Source organism: Agromyces sp. NDB4Y10 (assembly GCF_001620055.1).
Lineage (GTDB): Bacteria > Actinomycetota > Actinomycetes > Actinomycetales > Microbacteriaceae > Agromyces > Agromyces indicus.
Genome location: NZ_LQGY01000028.1, coordinates 153,686 through 167,667 on the forward strand (window position 1 = coordinate 153,686; position 13,982 = coordinate 167,667).

16 protein-coding genes are annotated in these 13,982 nt (G+C 74.0%); 11 read left to right on the forward strand and 5 right to left on the reverse strand.

Going from position 1 to position 13,982, the window contains the following annotated elements; genetic code table 11:
* Window positions 1-63 precede the first annotated feature (63 nt).
* Window positions 64-588 (forward strand): TetR/AcrR family transcriptional regulator, encoded by a 525-nt coding sequence (locus tag AVP42_RS07705; protein ID WP_067947738.1) that lies wholly within the window; start codon window positions 64-66, stop codon window positions 586-588.
* Window positions 585-1,250 carry a GAP family protein gene (locus tag AVP42_RS07710; RefSeq protein WP_067947740.1) on the forward strand — a complete coding sequence of 222 codons (666 nt, stop codon included), beginning with the start codon at window positions 585-587 and terminating at the stop codon, window positions 1,248-1,250. The genes AVP42_RS07705 and AVP42_RS07710 overlap by 4 nt, the downstream gene beginning before the upstream one ends.
* Before the next feature lie 28 nt (window positions 1,251-1,278).
* On the opposite strand, the gene AVP42_RS16245 is transcribed toward AVP42_RS07710, so the two are convergent.
* Together AVP42_RS16245 and AVP42_RS07720 are read right to left on the reverse strand one after the other, a co-directional pair.
* A complete protein-coding gene (locus AVP42_RS16245) occupies window positions 1,279-2,805 on the reverse strand; it encodes an alpha/beta fold hydrolase (RefSeq protein ID WP_082847083.1) in 1,527 nt (508 codons plus the stop codon).
* Between the two features lie 102 nt (window positions 2,806-2,907).
* A complete protein-coding gene (locus tag AVP42_RS07720; RefSeq protein ID WP_067947742.1) occupies window positions 2,908-3,312 on the reverse strand; it encodes an NUDIX domain-containing protein in 405 nt (134 codons plus the stop codon).
* A 145-nt stretch (window positions 3,313-3,457) separates the two neighbouring features.
* On the opposite strand from AVP42_RS07720, the gene AVP42_RS07725 reads away from it, so the two are divergent.
* Both AVP42_RS07725 and AVP42_RS07730 read left to right on the forward strand, forming a co-directional pair.
* Window positions 3,458-4,843 (forward strand): glycine--tRNA ligase, encoded by a 1,386-nt coding sequence (locus AVP42_RS07725; RefSeq protein WP_067947743.1) that lies wholly within the window; start codon window positions 3,458-3,460, stop codon window positions 4,841-4,843.
* A 183-nt stretch (window positions 4,844-5,026) separates the two neighbouring features.
* Window positions 5,027-5,641, forward strand: a complete 615-nt coding sequence (locus tag AVP42_RS07730) for a hypothetical protein (RefSeq protein ID WP_067947744.1) — start codon at window positions 5,027-5,029, stop codon at window positions 5,639-5,641.
* Between the two features lie 10 nt (window positions 5,642-5,651).
* On the opposite strand, the gene AVP42_RS07735 is transcribed toward AVP42_RS07730, so the two are convergent.
* The 3 genes from AVP42_RS07735 to AVP42_RS07745 are packed head-to-tail and all read right to left on the reverse strand — an operon-like array spanning window position 5,652 to window position 8,552.
* A complete protein-coding gene (locus AVP42_RS07735) occupies window positions 5,652-6,335 on the reverse strand; it encodes a GNAT family N-acetyltransferase (RefSeq protein ID WP_067947746.1) in 684 nt (227 codons plus the stop codon).
* 28 nt (window positions 6,336-6,363) lie between these two features.
* Window positions 6,364-7,782: a glutamyl-tRNA reductase gene (locus AVP42_RS07740; protein WP_067947748.1), complete on the reverse strand. Its 1,419-nt coding sequence runs from the start codon at window positions 7,780-7,782 to the stop codon at window positions 6,364-6,366.
* A gap of 56 nt (window positions 7,783-7,838) precedes the next feature.
* The gene (locus tag AVP42_RS07745) at window positions 7,839-8,552 is read right to left on the reverse strand and encodes a hypothetical protein (RefSeq protein ID WP_067947749.1); all 714 of its coding nucleotides are present in this window, start codon (window positions 8,550-8,552) and stop codon (window positions 7,839-7,841) included.
* Between the two features lie 190 nt (window positions 8,553-8,742).
* On the opposite strand from AVP42_RS07745, the gene hemE reads away from it, so the two are divergent.
* The 7 genes from hemE to AVP42_RS07780 all read left to right on the forward strand — a co-directional run bounded on the left by hemE (window position 8,743) and on the right by AVP42_RS07780 (window position 13,947).
* Window positions 8,743-9,903, forward strand: coding sequence for a uroporphyrinogen decarboxylase (gene hemE / locus AVP42_RS07750; protein ID WP_067947750.1), 1,161 nt, complete (start codon window positions 8,743-8,745; stop codon window positions 9,901-9,903).
* Complete coding sequence (gene hemG / locus AVP42_RS07755) at window positions 9,900-11,414, forward strand: protoporphyrinogen oxidase (RefSeq protein ID WP_067947751.1); 1,515 nt, start codon at window positions 9,900-9,902, stop codon at window positions 11,412-11,414. The genes hemE and hemG overlap by 4 nt, the downstream gene beginning before the upstream one ends.
* 115 nt (window positions 11,415-11,529) lie before the next feature.
* A complete protein-coding gene (locus AVP42_RS16655) occupies window positions 11,530-12,003 on the forward strand; it encodes a YtxH domain-containing protein (protein ID WP_197466983.1) in 474 nt (157 codons plus the stop codon).
* A gap of 27 nt (window positions 12,004-12,030) precedes the next feature.
* A complete protein-coding gene (locus AVP42_RS07765; protein ID WP_067947752.1) occupies window positions 12,031-12,438 on the forward strand; it encodes a phage holin family protein in 408 nt (135 codons plus the stop codon).
* Window positions 12,422-12,718, forward strand: a complete 297-nt coding sequence (locus AVP42_RS07770; RefSeq protein ID WP_157356756.1) for a DUF3618 domain-containing protein — start codon at window positions 12,422-12,424, stop codon at window positions 12,716-12,718. Before AVP42_RS07765 ends, AVP42_RS07770 begins: the two co-directional genes overlap by 17 nt.
* 7 nt (window positions 12,719-12,725) lie before the next feature.
* Window positions 12,726-13,412, forward strand: coding sequence for a GntR family transcriptional regulator (locus AVP42_RS07775; protein WP_067947753.1), 687 nt, complete (start codon window positions 12,726-12,728; stop codon window positions 13,410-13,412).
* Window positions 13,413-13,437: 25 nt separating this feature from the next.
* Entirely contained in the window at window positions 13,438-13,947 is a 510-nt protein-coding gene (locus AVP42_RS07780) for an OsmC family protein (protein ID WP_067947754.1), read from the forward strand.
* Window positions 13,948-13,982 lie beyond the last annotated feature (35 nt).

Genomic DNA, 13,982 nt, shown 5'->3' on the forward strand with positions numbered 1-13,982 from the left:
CAATGCGTTCCCTATGAGCGAATCCAGAGACCGACCGGTCGGTCTGACGACTAGCATGAGTGCATGGACCTCCGCGATCGCATCCTCGACGTCGCCCGGCGCCTCACGCTCGAGCACGGCACGATCCCGTCGCTGAACGCCGTGGCCGAGGCGTCCGGCGTCTCCAAGGGCGGGCTCATGCACCACTTCCCGAGCCGCGCGGCGCTCGTCGACGGCCTCGCCCGCCGGGCCCTCGACGAGATCGACCTGGCCATGCGCGAGGCGGCGGCCGACGGCCGTGCCGCCGCCGCGTGGCTCGGGCTCTCGGTGCCCCGGGGCGACGACCTCGACCTGTTCCGGGCCATGGCCGTCGCCCACCGGGCGCTGGAGGGACCGGAGTCCGGGGTGCTCGCCGACGCCGCCGCCGCGATCGCCCGGTGGGAGCGGCTCATCGCCGACGAGGTCGGCGACCCCGTGCGCGCGCGCATCATCCGGCTCGTCGGCGACGGGCTGGCGGGAAACGCCCTGGCCGGCCTCGACGATTCCGTCGCCGACGTCGACCTCGCGACGCTGCTCGACCACCTCGGGGTCGCGGACCGCCGGCCGTGACCCCCGCGCTCCTCGCCGGGATCGCCGGCCTCGCCGCACTCGACGCGCTCAATCCGGCGACGATCGTGTCGGTCGCGCTCATCCTCCTCGCGGCGCCGCGACGACCCGGGCTGATCGCGCTCGCGACCGTCGCGGGAGCGGCCCTCACCGTGTTCGCGGTCGGGACGGCGCTCTACCTGACCGCGGGCGCCGCCGCCGGCGCGGTCGAGGGCGTCATCACGGTGCTGCGGTTCGCGGCCTTCGGGGCGGCCGCGGTCGGCCTCGTCGTCGCCGGGGTCCGCCGCCTCCGGGACCGACCCCGACGACCCGTCGCCCTCCCGGCGTGGTTCGGACCGTGGACCGCGCTGCCGTTCGGCGCCGTCGTCACCGCCGCCGATCTGCCGAACGCGTTCCCGTACTTCATCGCCATCGAGCGCCTCGTCGATTCCGGTGCCCCGGCCTGGCAGGGGCTGCTGGTGCTCGCGGGGTACACCCTCGTCTACTGCCTGCCGTGCCTCGTGCTCCTCGTCGTCGGCCTGCTCGCGCGGGAGCGCACGCGGGCGCGGCTCGAGCGGATCGTGGCGCGTTTCGGCCAGGGCACGGTCCGGCGCTCGGTGCCGCTCGCCCTCCTGCTGTTCGCCGCGGCCGCCGCCGTCGCCGCGGTGCCGTTCCTGCTCGCGTGACCCCCGTGGCGACGCGCGCCGCGGCCGGTCAGGACACGCGCCGATCCGCGGTCGCCAGCAGGCCGACCCCCTCGATCACCGCCCGGTGCGTCTCGCCCGACCCGAGGATCCGGAAGTGGCCGGGCACGGGCACCCGGATGTTCGTCGCCCCGTCGAGCATGCTGCCGTCCGGGATGTGCGGGTCGAACCGTCCGAACACCGAGACGATGCAGGCGTTGACGGATGCCGCGCGCCCGAGCATCACGATGGTCTCGTCGCTCGGCAGCAGCGCCCGCACGCTCGGGTCCACGATGAGCCGGGCCAGGCGCGACCCCGCGAAGGGCGTGCACACGGCGACGACGCCGAGCAGCCCGCGCCGGCCCTCGGCGGCGGGTTCGCCGTCGGGCTCGGCGTCGGCCTGGGCCACCATGAGGTGCTTGGCGATCAGGCCGCCCTTGCTGTGCGCGACGATCACCCGGCCGGCGTTCGGCGCCGGCACCTTCGCCAGCGCGCGCTCCAGCCGCCGTGCCGTGTCGGCGACGCCGCGGCGGTTCGTGCCCATGCCGTGCACGACGCGCACCCGGTGCCCCGCGGCCGACAGCGCATCGCCGAGCGGGCGCATGAACGACCAGTGCTCGTAGATGCCGGGCAGCAGCACGACCTCGGGCAGCGACGGGTCCCCGTGCCGCCACCGCTCGGGCGGGTGCCATCCGTCGACGAGCACCGCCGCCTGCCGCCAGCCCGCGTACAGGTAGTCGCCGGCCCACCACCAGGCGCGCTCGATCCGAGACGGCGGCTCGGGCTGCGAGACGCGCGCGACCTCGCGACCGACCGCTTCGCCGCGCGCGTGCCGGGCGACGAGGTCGGCGACCCGGTCGCCGGCCGTGACCATGGTCTCGTGGCCGCGGTCGGGCACCTCCGCGTACCGGCCGTTCGGCAGCATCCGCGTCACCTGCTCGGCCCACGGCTTCGGTGCGAGGCGGTCGTGCTCGCCGCGGATCACGAGCGTCGGCGCCGCGACATCCGACAGCACCAGCTCGAGGCGGTGGTCGAGCATCTGCCGCAGCTTCTTGAAGTACCACCGGGGCCCGGCCTGCAGGTACGACCGGATGCCGAGCGCGACCACGCGCGGCCGCAGCAGCGACGGGTCGGCGACCAGCCGGATCGCCTGCACGAACGCCGACCGCTCCCGCGGGTTCACGGTGGGGGCGATGAGCACGACGGATGACACGAGCTCCGGCCGTTGCGCGGCGGTCTCGGCGACGATCTGCGTCCCCATCGAGTGGCCGACGAGCACGACGGGCGCCGAGAAGCGCTCCGCCTCGATGAGCTCGGCGAGGTACGCCCCGGACTCCGACATCGTCTGCGGGCCGTCGGGCTCCGGCGCCGCGCCGAACCCGGGCAGGTCGAGGGCGAGCACGCGTCCGTGGCGGGCCAGCGCGTCGGCGAGCTCCGACCAGTAGCGGTGGCCCATGCCGATGCCGTGCACGAGCACGAAGACGGGGGCGTCGGCCTCGCCCGACTCGGTGATCACCGTCACCCGGTCGTCGAGGCGGAACTCGCGCGTCCGCGACATCCGCACCCCCTGTCGTCCTGCTCGCTGGTAGCGATCATGCCGGATGCCGCCCGGTGACGGCTGGGATCGGGCAGGGGGTTGCGCGGTGCGCGGACGATCGAGTCAGTCGACCAGCCCGGATGCCGCGAGCCGGCGCAGCACCTCGACGCCCGCCGGCGGGCAGCGATGCGCCTCATCGGTGCCCACCCAGTGCACGGCGTCGATCTCGCCGTCGGGCTCGGGCGCGGCATCCGTCTCGACGAGGAAGACGTGCATGCGCACGTGGCGCCCCTCGCCCTGCCCGTGGGCGAGCTCGCGCACCGTGAACGCCTCGGCGAGGGTCGACGGGTCGAGCACCAGCCCGACCTCCTCGCGGGCCTCGCGCGCCGCCGCCTCGGCCGGCGTCTCGCCCGGGTCGATCTTGCCGCCCGGCAGGTAGTGCACCTCGCGCCCGCGAGCCGTGACCATCAGCACGCGACGGTCGCGCACGACGGCGATCGCGGCGACGTGCAGGTCGGGCAGCGGCATCCGTTCAGCCTAGAGCCGGCCCGAGCGGGTGACGGATGCGGAACGCGTGCGCGTTTCTGGGCGGCATCCGCTCGACCGTAGGATAAGGACATCGACTTGCGGGCGTCTCGCCCGATCCCCTCCGCACTGGACCATTGGAGCCACCGTGGCCGCACCCACCCGTCTCGATTCCGTCATCACGCTCGCCCAGCACCGGGGCTTCGTCTTCCAGGCGGGTGAGATCTACGGCGGATCCCGGTCGGCGTGGGACTACGGCCCCCTCGGCGTCGAACTGAAGGAGAACATCAAGCGCCAGTGGTGGCGCTCGATGGTGCAGGGCCGCGACGACGTCGTCGGCCTCGACTCGAGCGTGATCCTGCCCACCCAGGTGTGGGAGGCGTCGGGCCACGTCGCCGTGTTCACCGACCCGCTCATCGAGTGCCTGCACTGCCACAAGCGCTTCCGCGAGGACCACCTCGTCGAGGCGTACGAGGAGAAGAAGGGCCGCGAGCCCGAGAACGGCCTCGCCGACATCGTCTGCCCCAACTGCGGCACGCGCGGCCAGTGGACCGAGCCGCGCGCCTTCTCCGGCCTGCTGAAGACCTTCCTCGGCGTCGTCGACGACGAGTCCGGCCTGCACTACCTGCGCCCCGAGACCGCGCAGGGCATCTTCGTGAACTTCGCCAACGTGCTGCAGGCGGCGCGCATGAAGCCGCCGTTCGGCATCGGCCAGATCGGCAAGTCGTTCCGCAACGAGATCACGCCGGGCAACTTCATCTTCCGCACGCGCGAGTTCGAGCAGATGGAGATGGAGTTCTTCGTCGAGCCCGGCAGCGACGAGGAATGGCACCAGTACTGGATCGACACGCGCTTCCAGTGGTACGTCGACCTCGGCATCGACCCCGAGAACCTGCGCCTGTTCGAGCACCCGAAGGACAAGCTCAGCCACTACTCGAAGCGCACCGTCGACATCGAGTACCGCTTCGGCTTCACCGGCGGCGAGTGGGGCGAGCTCGAGGGCGTCGCGAACCGCACCGACTTTGACCTCTCGACCCATGCCGAGCACTCCGGCAAGGACCTCTCGTTCTTCGACCAGTCGAAGAACGAGCGCTGGACCCCGTACGTGATCGAGCCCGCGGCCGGCCTCACCCGCTCGCTCATGGCGTTCCTCGTCGACGCGTACCACGTCGAGGAGGTGCCGAACGCGAAGGGCGGCACCGACACCCGCACGGTGCTGAAGCTCGACCCGCGCCTCGCGCCCGTCAAGGCCGCGGTGCTGCCGCTCTCCCGCAACGAGAAGCTGTCGCCGCTCGCGCGCGACGTCGCCGCCCGCCTGCGCAAGCTGTGGAACGTCGAGTTCGACGACGCGGGTGCCATCGGCCGCCGCTACCGCCGCCAGGACGAGATCGGCACCCCGTTCTGCGTCACGGTCGACTTCGACTCGCTCGATGACGACGCCGTGACCGTGCGCGACCGCGACACCATGCAGCAGGAGCGCGTGCCGCTCGCCGAGCTCGAGTCGTACCTCGGCTCGCGCCTCGTCGGCGCCTGAGCGCCGGCGGCGTCGCGCCCGCCCCCTCGCTCGCTCCGCCCGCCCGCTCGCTCGCGGTCGAGTGTCCACGAAACGTCGCCCCGCGTGGGCGGACCCCACCATTTGTGGACACTCGCGGGTCCCGCGGTGCGGGGTGTGCCGAGCGGATGCCGCGGACGCCGCCGCGTCGCTAGGGTGAACCGCATGCACGCGGCATCCGGTGGTGGCTTCTTCGACGTCGAGCGGCCGGAACCGCCCGAACCCGATGAGCTGCCCACTCCGCCGTGGATGCAGCCGCCGCGCGACGAGCTGCCGGGCCGGGTCGTGCTCGACGAGGTGCTGTTCCGCAGTGAGCGGGTCGTGCTGGTACTGCGCGAGATCCGCCTGTTCGGCAACGGCCTCGAACTGCGGCTGGGCTGGTCCGCGCGTCGGGCGGGGATGCCGCGACGCGAGTGGGACGAGTCCATGCAGTCCGCCATGGGGTGGCAGGCACCGCCCGGCGACGAGTCGACCTTCCGGGTCGGGCTCCGGCTTCCGGATGGCGCGCCGCTGCTGCCGCTGCATCTCCTCGGCAACCCGTGGGGTGAGCCGGAGTCGGTCGCGCCGCCGACCCTCATGGCGAACCACGGAGGAAGCAGCGGCGGCGCCGACTGGTACGACGGCAGGCAGACGGCGTGGCTGTGGTGGCCGACGCGGCCCGAGGGCGACGACCTCGAGCTCGTGGTCGAATGGCGCGGGCTCGAGATCCCCGAGCTCTCGCACCGCATACCGGCCGACGTGCTCGCCGCCGCACCGGCGCCGCGACCGCTCTGGGACTGAACTCCCCGCGTCAGGCCCGCCCGGCGCGCAGCGCCCGCCACTCGCGGCGCAGCATGCCGTACGACGCCGTGTCCTGCCATTCGCCGTCGTTCCACTCCTCCTCGACGAGGGTCGCCTCGCGGCGCATGCCCAGTCGTTCGCAGAGTCGAGCGGATGCCGCATTGCGGGCGTCGAGGTGCGCGACGACCCGGTGCGCGACGAGCCGCCCGAAGGCGAGATCCAGTGTGGCGGCGGCCGCCTCCGCGGCGAGACCGCGCCCGTGGAAGTCGGGGTGGACGACCCAGCCGATCTCGAGACGGGCGTGGGCGGATGACGCGAGCCGCAGCATGATGTCGCCGACCACGCGATCCTCGCGGGGGCGGCCGGGTGCGGCATCCGTCGTCGAGGGCTCGCCGACGAGGGCCATCGCGAGGAACACCGCATCGCCGTCGTCGGCCAGGCGGCGGCATGCCGCGCGGGTCTCGGTGTGCTCGCGCGCCTGGTCGCGGTCGCGCTCGGGCCACGGGATGTAGCGCAGCACCTCGGGCAGGGACTGGTACTCCCAGACGTCGTCGGCGTCGTCGGTCGCGAGGGGTCGCAGCCGCAGTCGTTCGGTCCGGATCGGCCGGCGGTCGAGCTCGGCCACGTCGAACGGGAGCCGAAGTGCGGGCGGGCCGGCGTCGGCCGCGTCATCCGGTCGTTCGTGCACGGTCACGGGGCGACAGCGTAGCGCGCGGGACGCGTCAGCGGATGCCGCCGGCGCGGCGCCCTCGCTCGTCCTCGGGCCGCTCGTCGGCGCCGGCGGAGGCCGCCGCATCGGGCTCGGGCCGGATGCCGAACATCGCCTCGAGGCCGTCGAGCCAGGCCTGCTGCTCGCCCGCGCGGGCGTACTCGCGCGAGCGCGCCATGGGGGTGTGCAGCAGCACGCCGGCCATGTGGCGGAGCGCGGCCTCGGTGCGGCCGTCGTCGTCGCCGCGCACCCGAGCGCGGCGGATCTCGGCGTCGAGCACGTCGAACACGTGCTTTCGGAGGGCGACGACCGCGGGCGCGAGGTCGAGCTCTTCACCGACGCGGCTGAACTTGCGGGCGGCGCGCTCGACGAGCTCGCGCGCGGCATCCGTCGCACCGAACTCCTCGAGCGGCGCGTGGATCTTGATGGTCTCGAGGTCGAGCAGGTCGACGCCGGGTACGCCGGCGACGTCGGGGTCGACGTTGCGGGGCAGGCCCAGGTCGATGATGAGCTGGCGCGGCGCCTCGGCCTGCGCCGCGTCATCCGCTTCGCCCTCGACCGTGGTCGCCGCGCCGTCGCGCGGGCGGAGGAAGGCGACGGGAACGGGCCGCTCGGCCACCGCGAGCTCGGTGCGGCCGAGCTCGATCAGCGAGCGGTCGACGACGTGGTGCTCGACCATGGTGCAGGTGACGATGAGGTCGGCGCCGGCGGCCGCCATGGCGTAGTCGCCGGTCTCGACGGCGGCGATGTCGTGGCTCGCGGCGAACTTCGCGCCGCGGCCCGTGGGCGAGTACACCGACACGTCGGTCACGCCGCGGTCGCGCAGCGCGGCGAGCGATGCGCCGGCGTAGCGGCCGGTGCCGACGAGCAGGACCCGCACGGCCGACCAGTCGGTGACGCGGCTCTCGGCGAGGTCGAGTGCGAGGCGCACGAGCGAGCGGCCCTCGCTGCCGATGCCGGTCGCGTTCTTCACGCGCCGCGACGTCTGCGAGGCGCGCTGGAACAGCCGCTCGAGCTCGGGCGTCGTGGTGCCCTCCTTGCGGGCGCGCTCGAGCGAGCGGCGCACCTGCCCTGCGATCTCGCCCTCGCCGACGACGACCGACTCGAGACCGGATGCCACGGCGAACAGGTGACCGGCGACGGCGTTGCCGTGCACGAAGCCGAAGGTGCTGCGCAGCTCGTCCGGCTCGAGGGCGGCGACGTCGCCGACCGCGCGGATCGCGTCGTGGACGGCGTCGACGGGGGAGTCGCCCTCGGGGGTGTCGAGGTCGAGGTAGGCCTCGAAGCGGTTGCAGGTCGCCACGACGACGGCGCCCTGCACGGCCGGGTGCCCGTCGAGGAGACGGGGTGCGGCGTGCTCGGCGGTCGCCGAAAGCCGTTCGAGCATGTCGAACCCGGCGTTCTTGTGACTCGCGGTGAGACAGATGAGCACCAGACGATTCTACCGGTGGTCGAAAGGTGCTCCGACCGGCCGTGTCATCATCGGGTTCAGGCCGCAGCGTGAGGCCGGATCACGGGGATGGCGCCCGTGAGCGGCGGCAGTTCGAGCCCCTCGGCCGCGAGGGCGGCCCGGTGTCGTGCCTTCCACGATCGCACCGTCGCGAAGAACGGGGCGTCGGTGAGCGCGTACCGGCCGAGACGCGGGTCGCTCAGCATGACGGGCAGCTCGACGCTGATGCCCGCTCGCCGGACCCGCACGACGGCGACGGGCACCTCGGTGCTGCCGACGACCGCGCGATCCGAGCGGATGGTGCGCACCTCGCGCCACGGGAAGTGGGCGACTCGGCGGGGTCGGCGTCCGCCGCTCCAGAACGAGAGGCCGCCGTCGTCGGCGACGATCGAGAAGCGCGACGGGAGGGCGGCCGTGCTGCCGCCCGGGTGGCCGAGCTCGGCGAGGCGCGCGACGAGCTCGCGGTTGCGGATGCCGCTCGCGATCTCGCCGCGATGGATGCTCTGGAGCGCACGGCGCCGTGCCGTCGCGCGTGCGGACGCGGCGCCGCGTCGCAGCGCCACCACGACGGCGACGATCGCCGTCGCGGCCGCGAGCACGACGGCGAGTTCGGTGGCGGGCACCTCGGGCAGGCGCGGCACGAGCCGCTCCACCCAGGCCTGGCCGAGCGCCAGCCCGGCCACGAGGAGGACGGCGGCGAGCGCGACCAGGACGATCGATCCGGTGCGATGCCGCGGTGCAGTGCTGGACATTGGGGGAGGACTCCGTGGGTGGCGGAGGCGCGCCGTCGCTGGGGAGGCGTCGGTGCGTCGCCGTGCGCGGGGGATGCACGACCGTCCGACTGTAGCGCCGTGGGAGCGCGACCACCAGACCTCGTTCTCCATTCGTCCAACATCCGGCGTCGCCGGCGGAACAGGACGCGTTCAGTCGCGATGGGGGAGGATGTTGCGCGTGATCCTCTCCCCGCAGCATCCGCTCGCCTCAGGCCTCACCCACGACTCGCGCCTCGTGCGCGCCTACCGCGGTGAGCGCAGCGACACCACGCCGGTGTGGTTCATGCGCCAGGCCGGGCGCTCGCTGCCGGAGTACCGCGAGCTGCGCGTCGGCACCCGCATGCTCGACGCGTGCCTCGACCCCGCCATGGCGGCCGAGATCACGCTCCAGCCCATCCGCCGCCACGGCGTCGACGCGGGCATCTTCTTCAGCGACATCGTGGTGCCGCTGAAGCTCGTCGGCGTCGACGTCGAGATCCAGCCCGGCCGCGGTCCGGTGTTCGGGTCGTCGTACGGCGATGCGGCGGGCGTCGCCGAGCTGACGAGGATCGACCCGGCCACGCTCGACGAGGCCGCCGGCCCCATCGCCGAGGCCGTGCAGCGCACCGTCGCCGAACTCGCGACGCTCACCGCACCCGGCGCCCCGACCAGTACGCCGCTCATCGGCTTCGCCGGTGCGCCGTTCACCCTCGCCGCGTACCTGGCCGAGGGCGGCCCGTCGAAGGACCACCTCGCCGCGCGCACGCTCATGCACGCCGACCCGGGCGCCTGGCGCGCCCTCATGGACTGGACCGCCGAGCTCACGGGCCGCTTCCTGCGCACGCAGGTGCTCGCCGGGGCGTCCGCGGCGCAGCTGTTCGACTCGTGGGCGGGCGCGCTCTCGCTCGCCGACTACGAGACCCACGTGGCCCCCGCCTCCGCGGCGGCCCTCGCGCACGTGCACGACCTCGAGTACGAGGTGCCGGGGGCGACGGATGCCGCGGGCGCGCCCGTCCGCCGCGCCGTGCCCGTCGTGCACTTCGGGGTCGGCACGGGCGAACTGCTCGGCGCGATGGCGTCGGTCGGCGTCGACGCGCTCGGCGTGGACTACCGCGTGCCGCTCGACGTGGCATCCGCTCGGGTCGGCGGTGGCGTGCCGCTGCAGGGCAACCTCGACCCCGCGCTCCTCGCCGCGCCGTGGCCCGTGCTCGAGCGCGCGGTCCGCGACGTGCTCGACCGCGGCCGGGTCGCACCCGCGCACGTGTTCAACCTCGGCCACGGCGTGCCCCCCGAGACCGACCCGACCGCGCTGACGCGCGTCGTGGAGCTGGTGCACGAGGCCGGGCGATGACCGACGCCGCCGTCCCCGGCGGTGCCGAGCACCGCACGACCGACGTCGTCGTGGTCGGCGGCGGCGTGGCCGGACTGGTCGCGGCGCTCGAATGCGCGCGGATCGGGCTCGGCGTGACCGTGCTCGAGCGGGCCGACCGTCCGGGAGGCTGCGTCGGCCGCATCGAGCTCGACGGCCTCGCGCTCGACAGCGGCGCCGAGTCGTTCGCGACCCGCAACGGGTCGGTGGCGGCCCTGGCCGAGCGGCTCGGGCTCGGCGACCGCATCGAGCGGCCGAATCCGTCGGGTGCCTGGCTGGTCTGGGGCGATGGCGGCGCGACGAAGGCCGCGCCGCTGCCGCGCACCGGCATGCTCGGCATCCCTGCAAACCCGCTCGGCGACGACGTGCGGGCCATCATCGGGTGGGGCGGCGCCTGGCGGGCCTGGCTCGACCGGGTGCGGCCGATCCTCAAGATCGGACGGGCCGAACGGCTCGGCCCGCTGGTCCGCGAGCGCATGGGCCGGGCGGTGCTCGACCGGCTGGTCGCGCCGATCTCGGCGGGCGTGTACTCGACCGATCCCGACGACCTCGACGTCGACGTCGTCGCGCCCGGGCTCAACGAGGCCATGACGCGCGCCGGGTCCCTGTCGGGCGGCGTGGCGCAGCTCGTCGGCGAGCGGAAGGCGGGCAGCGCGGTCCTCGGGCTCCGCGGCGGCATGCACACCCTCGTCGACGCCCTGCTCGCCGAACTCGACCGCTTCGGCGCCGACGTGCGCACCGGGGTGCGGGTCACCGCACTCGACCGGGGCGAGCCGGCGGCGACGGAGGACGGCCGCCCGGCGTCCGCGTGGCGCGCGGTCGGCGAGGCCGCCGCCTCCGACGGCGGCGCACCCGGCTCCGTCGTGGTCGACGCGCGCTTCGCGATCGTCGCGACGCCGGCGCACGTCTCCCGCGGACTCCTCGCGGGCCTCGTCGGCGAGGAGGCGCTCGCCGAGGAGTGGCCGGACGCGGCATCCGTCGAACTGGTCACGCTCGTGCTCGACGCCCCGGCGCTCGATGCGGCGCCCCGCGGCACGGGCGTGCTCGTCGCGGCCGACGCGCCGGGCGTCACGGCGAAGGCGCTGACGCACTCGAGCGCCAAGTGGCCCTGGCTCGCGGATGCCGCATCAGGCCGCCACGTCGTCCGCCTCTCCTACGGCCGCGCGGGCGCCGCGGGACCGCTCACGGACCTCGACGACGACGCGGTGACCGAACTCGCGGTGCGCGACGCGTCGGCGCTGCTCGGCATTCCGCTGGACCGCTCGCAGGTGCGCGCCGCCGGGCGCAGCGCCTGGCGGGACGCGCTCTCGCAGGCCGCCGTCGGCCAGCGCGCCCGCGTCCGCGCCCTCGAGGAGGCGATCGACGAGCACTCCGGCCTCGCCGTCACGGGCTCGTGGGTGGCCGGGACGGGGCTCGCGTCGGTCGTGCCGCACGCGACCGAGGCGGCCGGACTCATCCGCCACCTGGCGGTCCACGTCGCCGACGACGCATAGCCGCAACGGAATACGAGGACGCCCGAGACCTCGCAACCCCCTTGCGCGGCCCGGGTCGGGGTCTACGCTGGGTGTCACTGCTGTCTTGACAACCGCAGCGGGGGATGGGGTGCACATGAAGGGCAAGTTCCTCTTCGTCGTCGGTCTCGGCGTCGGCTACGTGCTGGGCACGCGCGCCGGACGCGAGCGCTACGAGCAGATCCGCAAGGCGGCGGAGGACGTCTGGAACCAACCGAAGGTCCAGGAGGGCGTCGACACGGTCAAGGGCTTCGCGATGAGCCGTGCCGGTGACGTCGGCGACAAGGTCCTCGACGGCGCGAAGAAGCTCGTGTCGCAGTTCACCAGCACGCAGGGATCCACGCGGTCCTCGTCCGCGAAGTCCGCCTCGGGCTCGTCGACCGGCTCGTCGTCGGGCACGGCGTCGACCGGCTCGGGCTCATCGCGTTCGACCTCCGGCGGGTCGTCCTCGAAGTCGAGCGGCAACGGCAGCAAGGGGTCGTCGGGCTCCTCGTCGTCGGGCTCCTCCTCGTCGTCGAACTCGAACGCCAAGTCCGCCGGATCGGGTTCGGGCTCCTCGAGCTCGTCCTGACCGATCCCTGACGGAGGTGGAATCGCGATGTCCTCACCACTGAACGACGAGCGCGGGCTGTTCACGCTGCTCGGAGAACTGCCCGACCGCATCTCCACGCTGGTCCGAGCCGAGATCGACCAAGTCAAGGCCGAACTCACCTACAAGGCGAAGCACTTCGGCATCGGCGCGGGCCTCGTCGTCGTGGCGGCGTTCGTCGGCATCTTCCTGCTCGGCACCCTCATCGCGACCGGCATCCTCGCGCTGTCGCTCGTGATGCCGGGATGGGCGGCGGCGCTCATCGTGTCGGGCGTGCTGCTGCTGATCATCCTGATTTTGCTCGGGGTGGCCGTGCTCAACTTCAAGCGCGGCAGCGAGCCGCTCGAATCGATCGAGAGCGTCCGCCAGGACCTTGACGCGATCACCGGACGGGGGGCGTATGGCAGCCGGAACTGACGTGGCGACGCTCGACAAGAAGACGCAGCGGAACCTGACGCGCCTGCAGGCGCACGACAACGCGCGTGCCGCACGCGACGAGCTCGCGGCGACCCTCGGCGCGATCGAGGAGCACCTCAACGTGCCGAAGCGCCTGGCGCGTGCCACCGCCCGGGCGAAGCTCCGCGTGCAGCGCTTCGCCGACGAGCAGCCCGGCACGGCCATCGCGGTCGCCGCCGGGGTCGCCGTCGCGGTGGGGGTCGGCGTGTGGCTCGTGGTTCGCGCCAACCTCGAACGGTGACGATCCGGTGACGGATGCCGCGGCGTCGGCCGACGTGGCCGGCAACGCGCCCACCGCGGTCGAACGCGCGACGGCGCAGCTCCGCGAGGAGATCCTGAGCGGCACCCTTCCGCCGGACGAGCCGCTCAGGGAGGAGTCGTGCGCCGCGCGGCTGGGCGTCTCCCGCCACACCATCCGGGCGGCGTTCCAGCGACTCGTCGCCGAGCGGCTCGCCGTCGCCGAGCCCTACCGGGGCGTTCGCGTGACGAGCTTCGACGACGCGCAGCTGCTCGCGCTGCAGCAGCTCCGCGCCGCACTCGAGGTCGAGGCCGTGCGGATCGCCTTCCAGCGATTCGGCGGGGCGCTGCCCGAGGCGGCGCTGGCGCCGGCGCGGGCGGCGATCGATGCGATGGAGCGGCTGAGCACCGGCGACGACCGGCCGGGATCCGCCCCGGACGCGGCCTGGCTCGAGGTCGAGCGGCTGCACGCCGACTTCCACTCCGCCCTCGTGGCCGCCTCCGGCAGCCCGCGGATCATCGAGATCCACACGACCCTCGGCAGCGAGCTGCTGCTGTTCATCCTCCACGCGCGGACGCACTACAGCGTCGCGTCGGTCGTCGAGGAGCACCGGCGCCTCCTCGACGGGCTCCCCACGCGGGGGCCCGAGGCGCTGCGCGCCCACCTCGAACACTCGACCAGGCTGCTCCTCGACTGAGCGGCCGCCCCTGAGGACGCACGACATGGACCGGACCGAACTGCGGGCCCTGCAGGCCCCGCTCAAGGAGCGCTACCGCGACGACCCCGACGCGGCGGTCACGCCTGTGGCCGCCCGCGGGTCGTTCGCCGACCCGGGCATCACCGCCACCATCGACACCTGGGCGGGCCCGGTCCGAACCGGGTTGCACCCCGCGACGGGCGGAGACGGCGGCGACGCCTGCTCGGCGGACTTCCTCCTCCAGGCGCTCCTCGGGTGCGCCGGGGTGACGCTCCGATCCGTGGCGACGGCGATGGGCGTCGAGATCCGCTCGGCCGAGCTCAGCGCCGAGGGCGTGTTCGACGTCCGGGGCACGCTCGGCATCGACCGGACCGTCCCCGTGGGCGTCATGGACGTGGTGGTCACGGCCGTCGTCGACACCGACGCGGACGACGCCGCGCTCGAGCGGCTCCGCACCGGAACCGAGCGGTTCTGCGTGGTGGCGCAGTCGCTCGCCGAGGCGCCGGAGTTCGTCGTGGTGCGGGCGACGCGCTGACGCCGCGGCATCCGTCGACCGCATTTCGTCCTTTC

Excerpts from the sequence above, each read along its gene's own strand:
- hemG (WP_067947751.1), top strand. The coding sequence starts at position 9,900 with ATGACCGACGCCGCCGTCCCCGGCGGTGCCGAGCACCGCACGACCGAC.
- AVP42_RS07770 (WP_157356756.1), top strand. The coding sequence starts at position 12,422 with ATGGCAGCCGGAACTGACGTGGCGACGCTCGACAAGAAGACGCAGCGG.
- AVP42_RS07730 (WP_067947744.1), top strand. The coding sequence starts at position 5,027 with ATGCACGCGGCATCCGGTGGTGGCTTCTTCGACGTCGAGCGGCCGGAA.
- AVP42_RS07745 (WP_067947749.1), bottom strand. The coding sequence starts at position 8,552 with ATGTCCAGCACTGCACCGCGGCATCGCACCGGATCGATCGTCCTGGTC.
- AVP42_RS07780 (WP_067947754.1), top strand. The coding sequence starts at position 13,438 with ATGGACCGGACCGAACTGCGGGCCCTGCAGGCCCCGCTCAAGGAGCGC.
- AVP42_RS07765 (WP_067947752.1), top strand. The coding sequence starts at position 12,031 with ATGTCCTCACCACTGAACGACGAGCGCGGGCTGTTCACGCTGCTCGGA.
- AVP42_RS07720 (WP_067947742.1), bottom strand. The coding sequence starts at position 3,312 with ATGCCGCTGCCCGACCTGCACGTCGCCGCGATCGCCGTCGTGCGCGAC.
- AVP42_RS16655 (WP_197466983.1), top strand. The coding sequence starts at position 11,530 with ATGAAGGGCAAGTTCCTCTTCGTCGTCGGTCTCGGCGTCGGCTACGTG.
- AVP42_RS16245 (WP_082847083.1), bottom strand. The coding sequence starts at position 2,805 with ATGTCGCGGACGCGCGAGTTCCGCCTCGACGACCGGGTGACGGTGATC.
- hemE (WP_067947750.1), top strand. The coding sequence starts at position 8,743 with ATGTTGCGCGTGATCCTCTCCCCGCAGCATCCGCTCGCCTCAGGCCTC.
- AVP42_RS07705 (WP_067947738.1), top strand. The coding sequence starts at position 64 with ATGGACCTCCGCGATCGCATCCTCGACGTCGCCCGGCGCCTCACGCTC.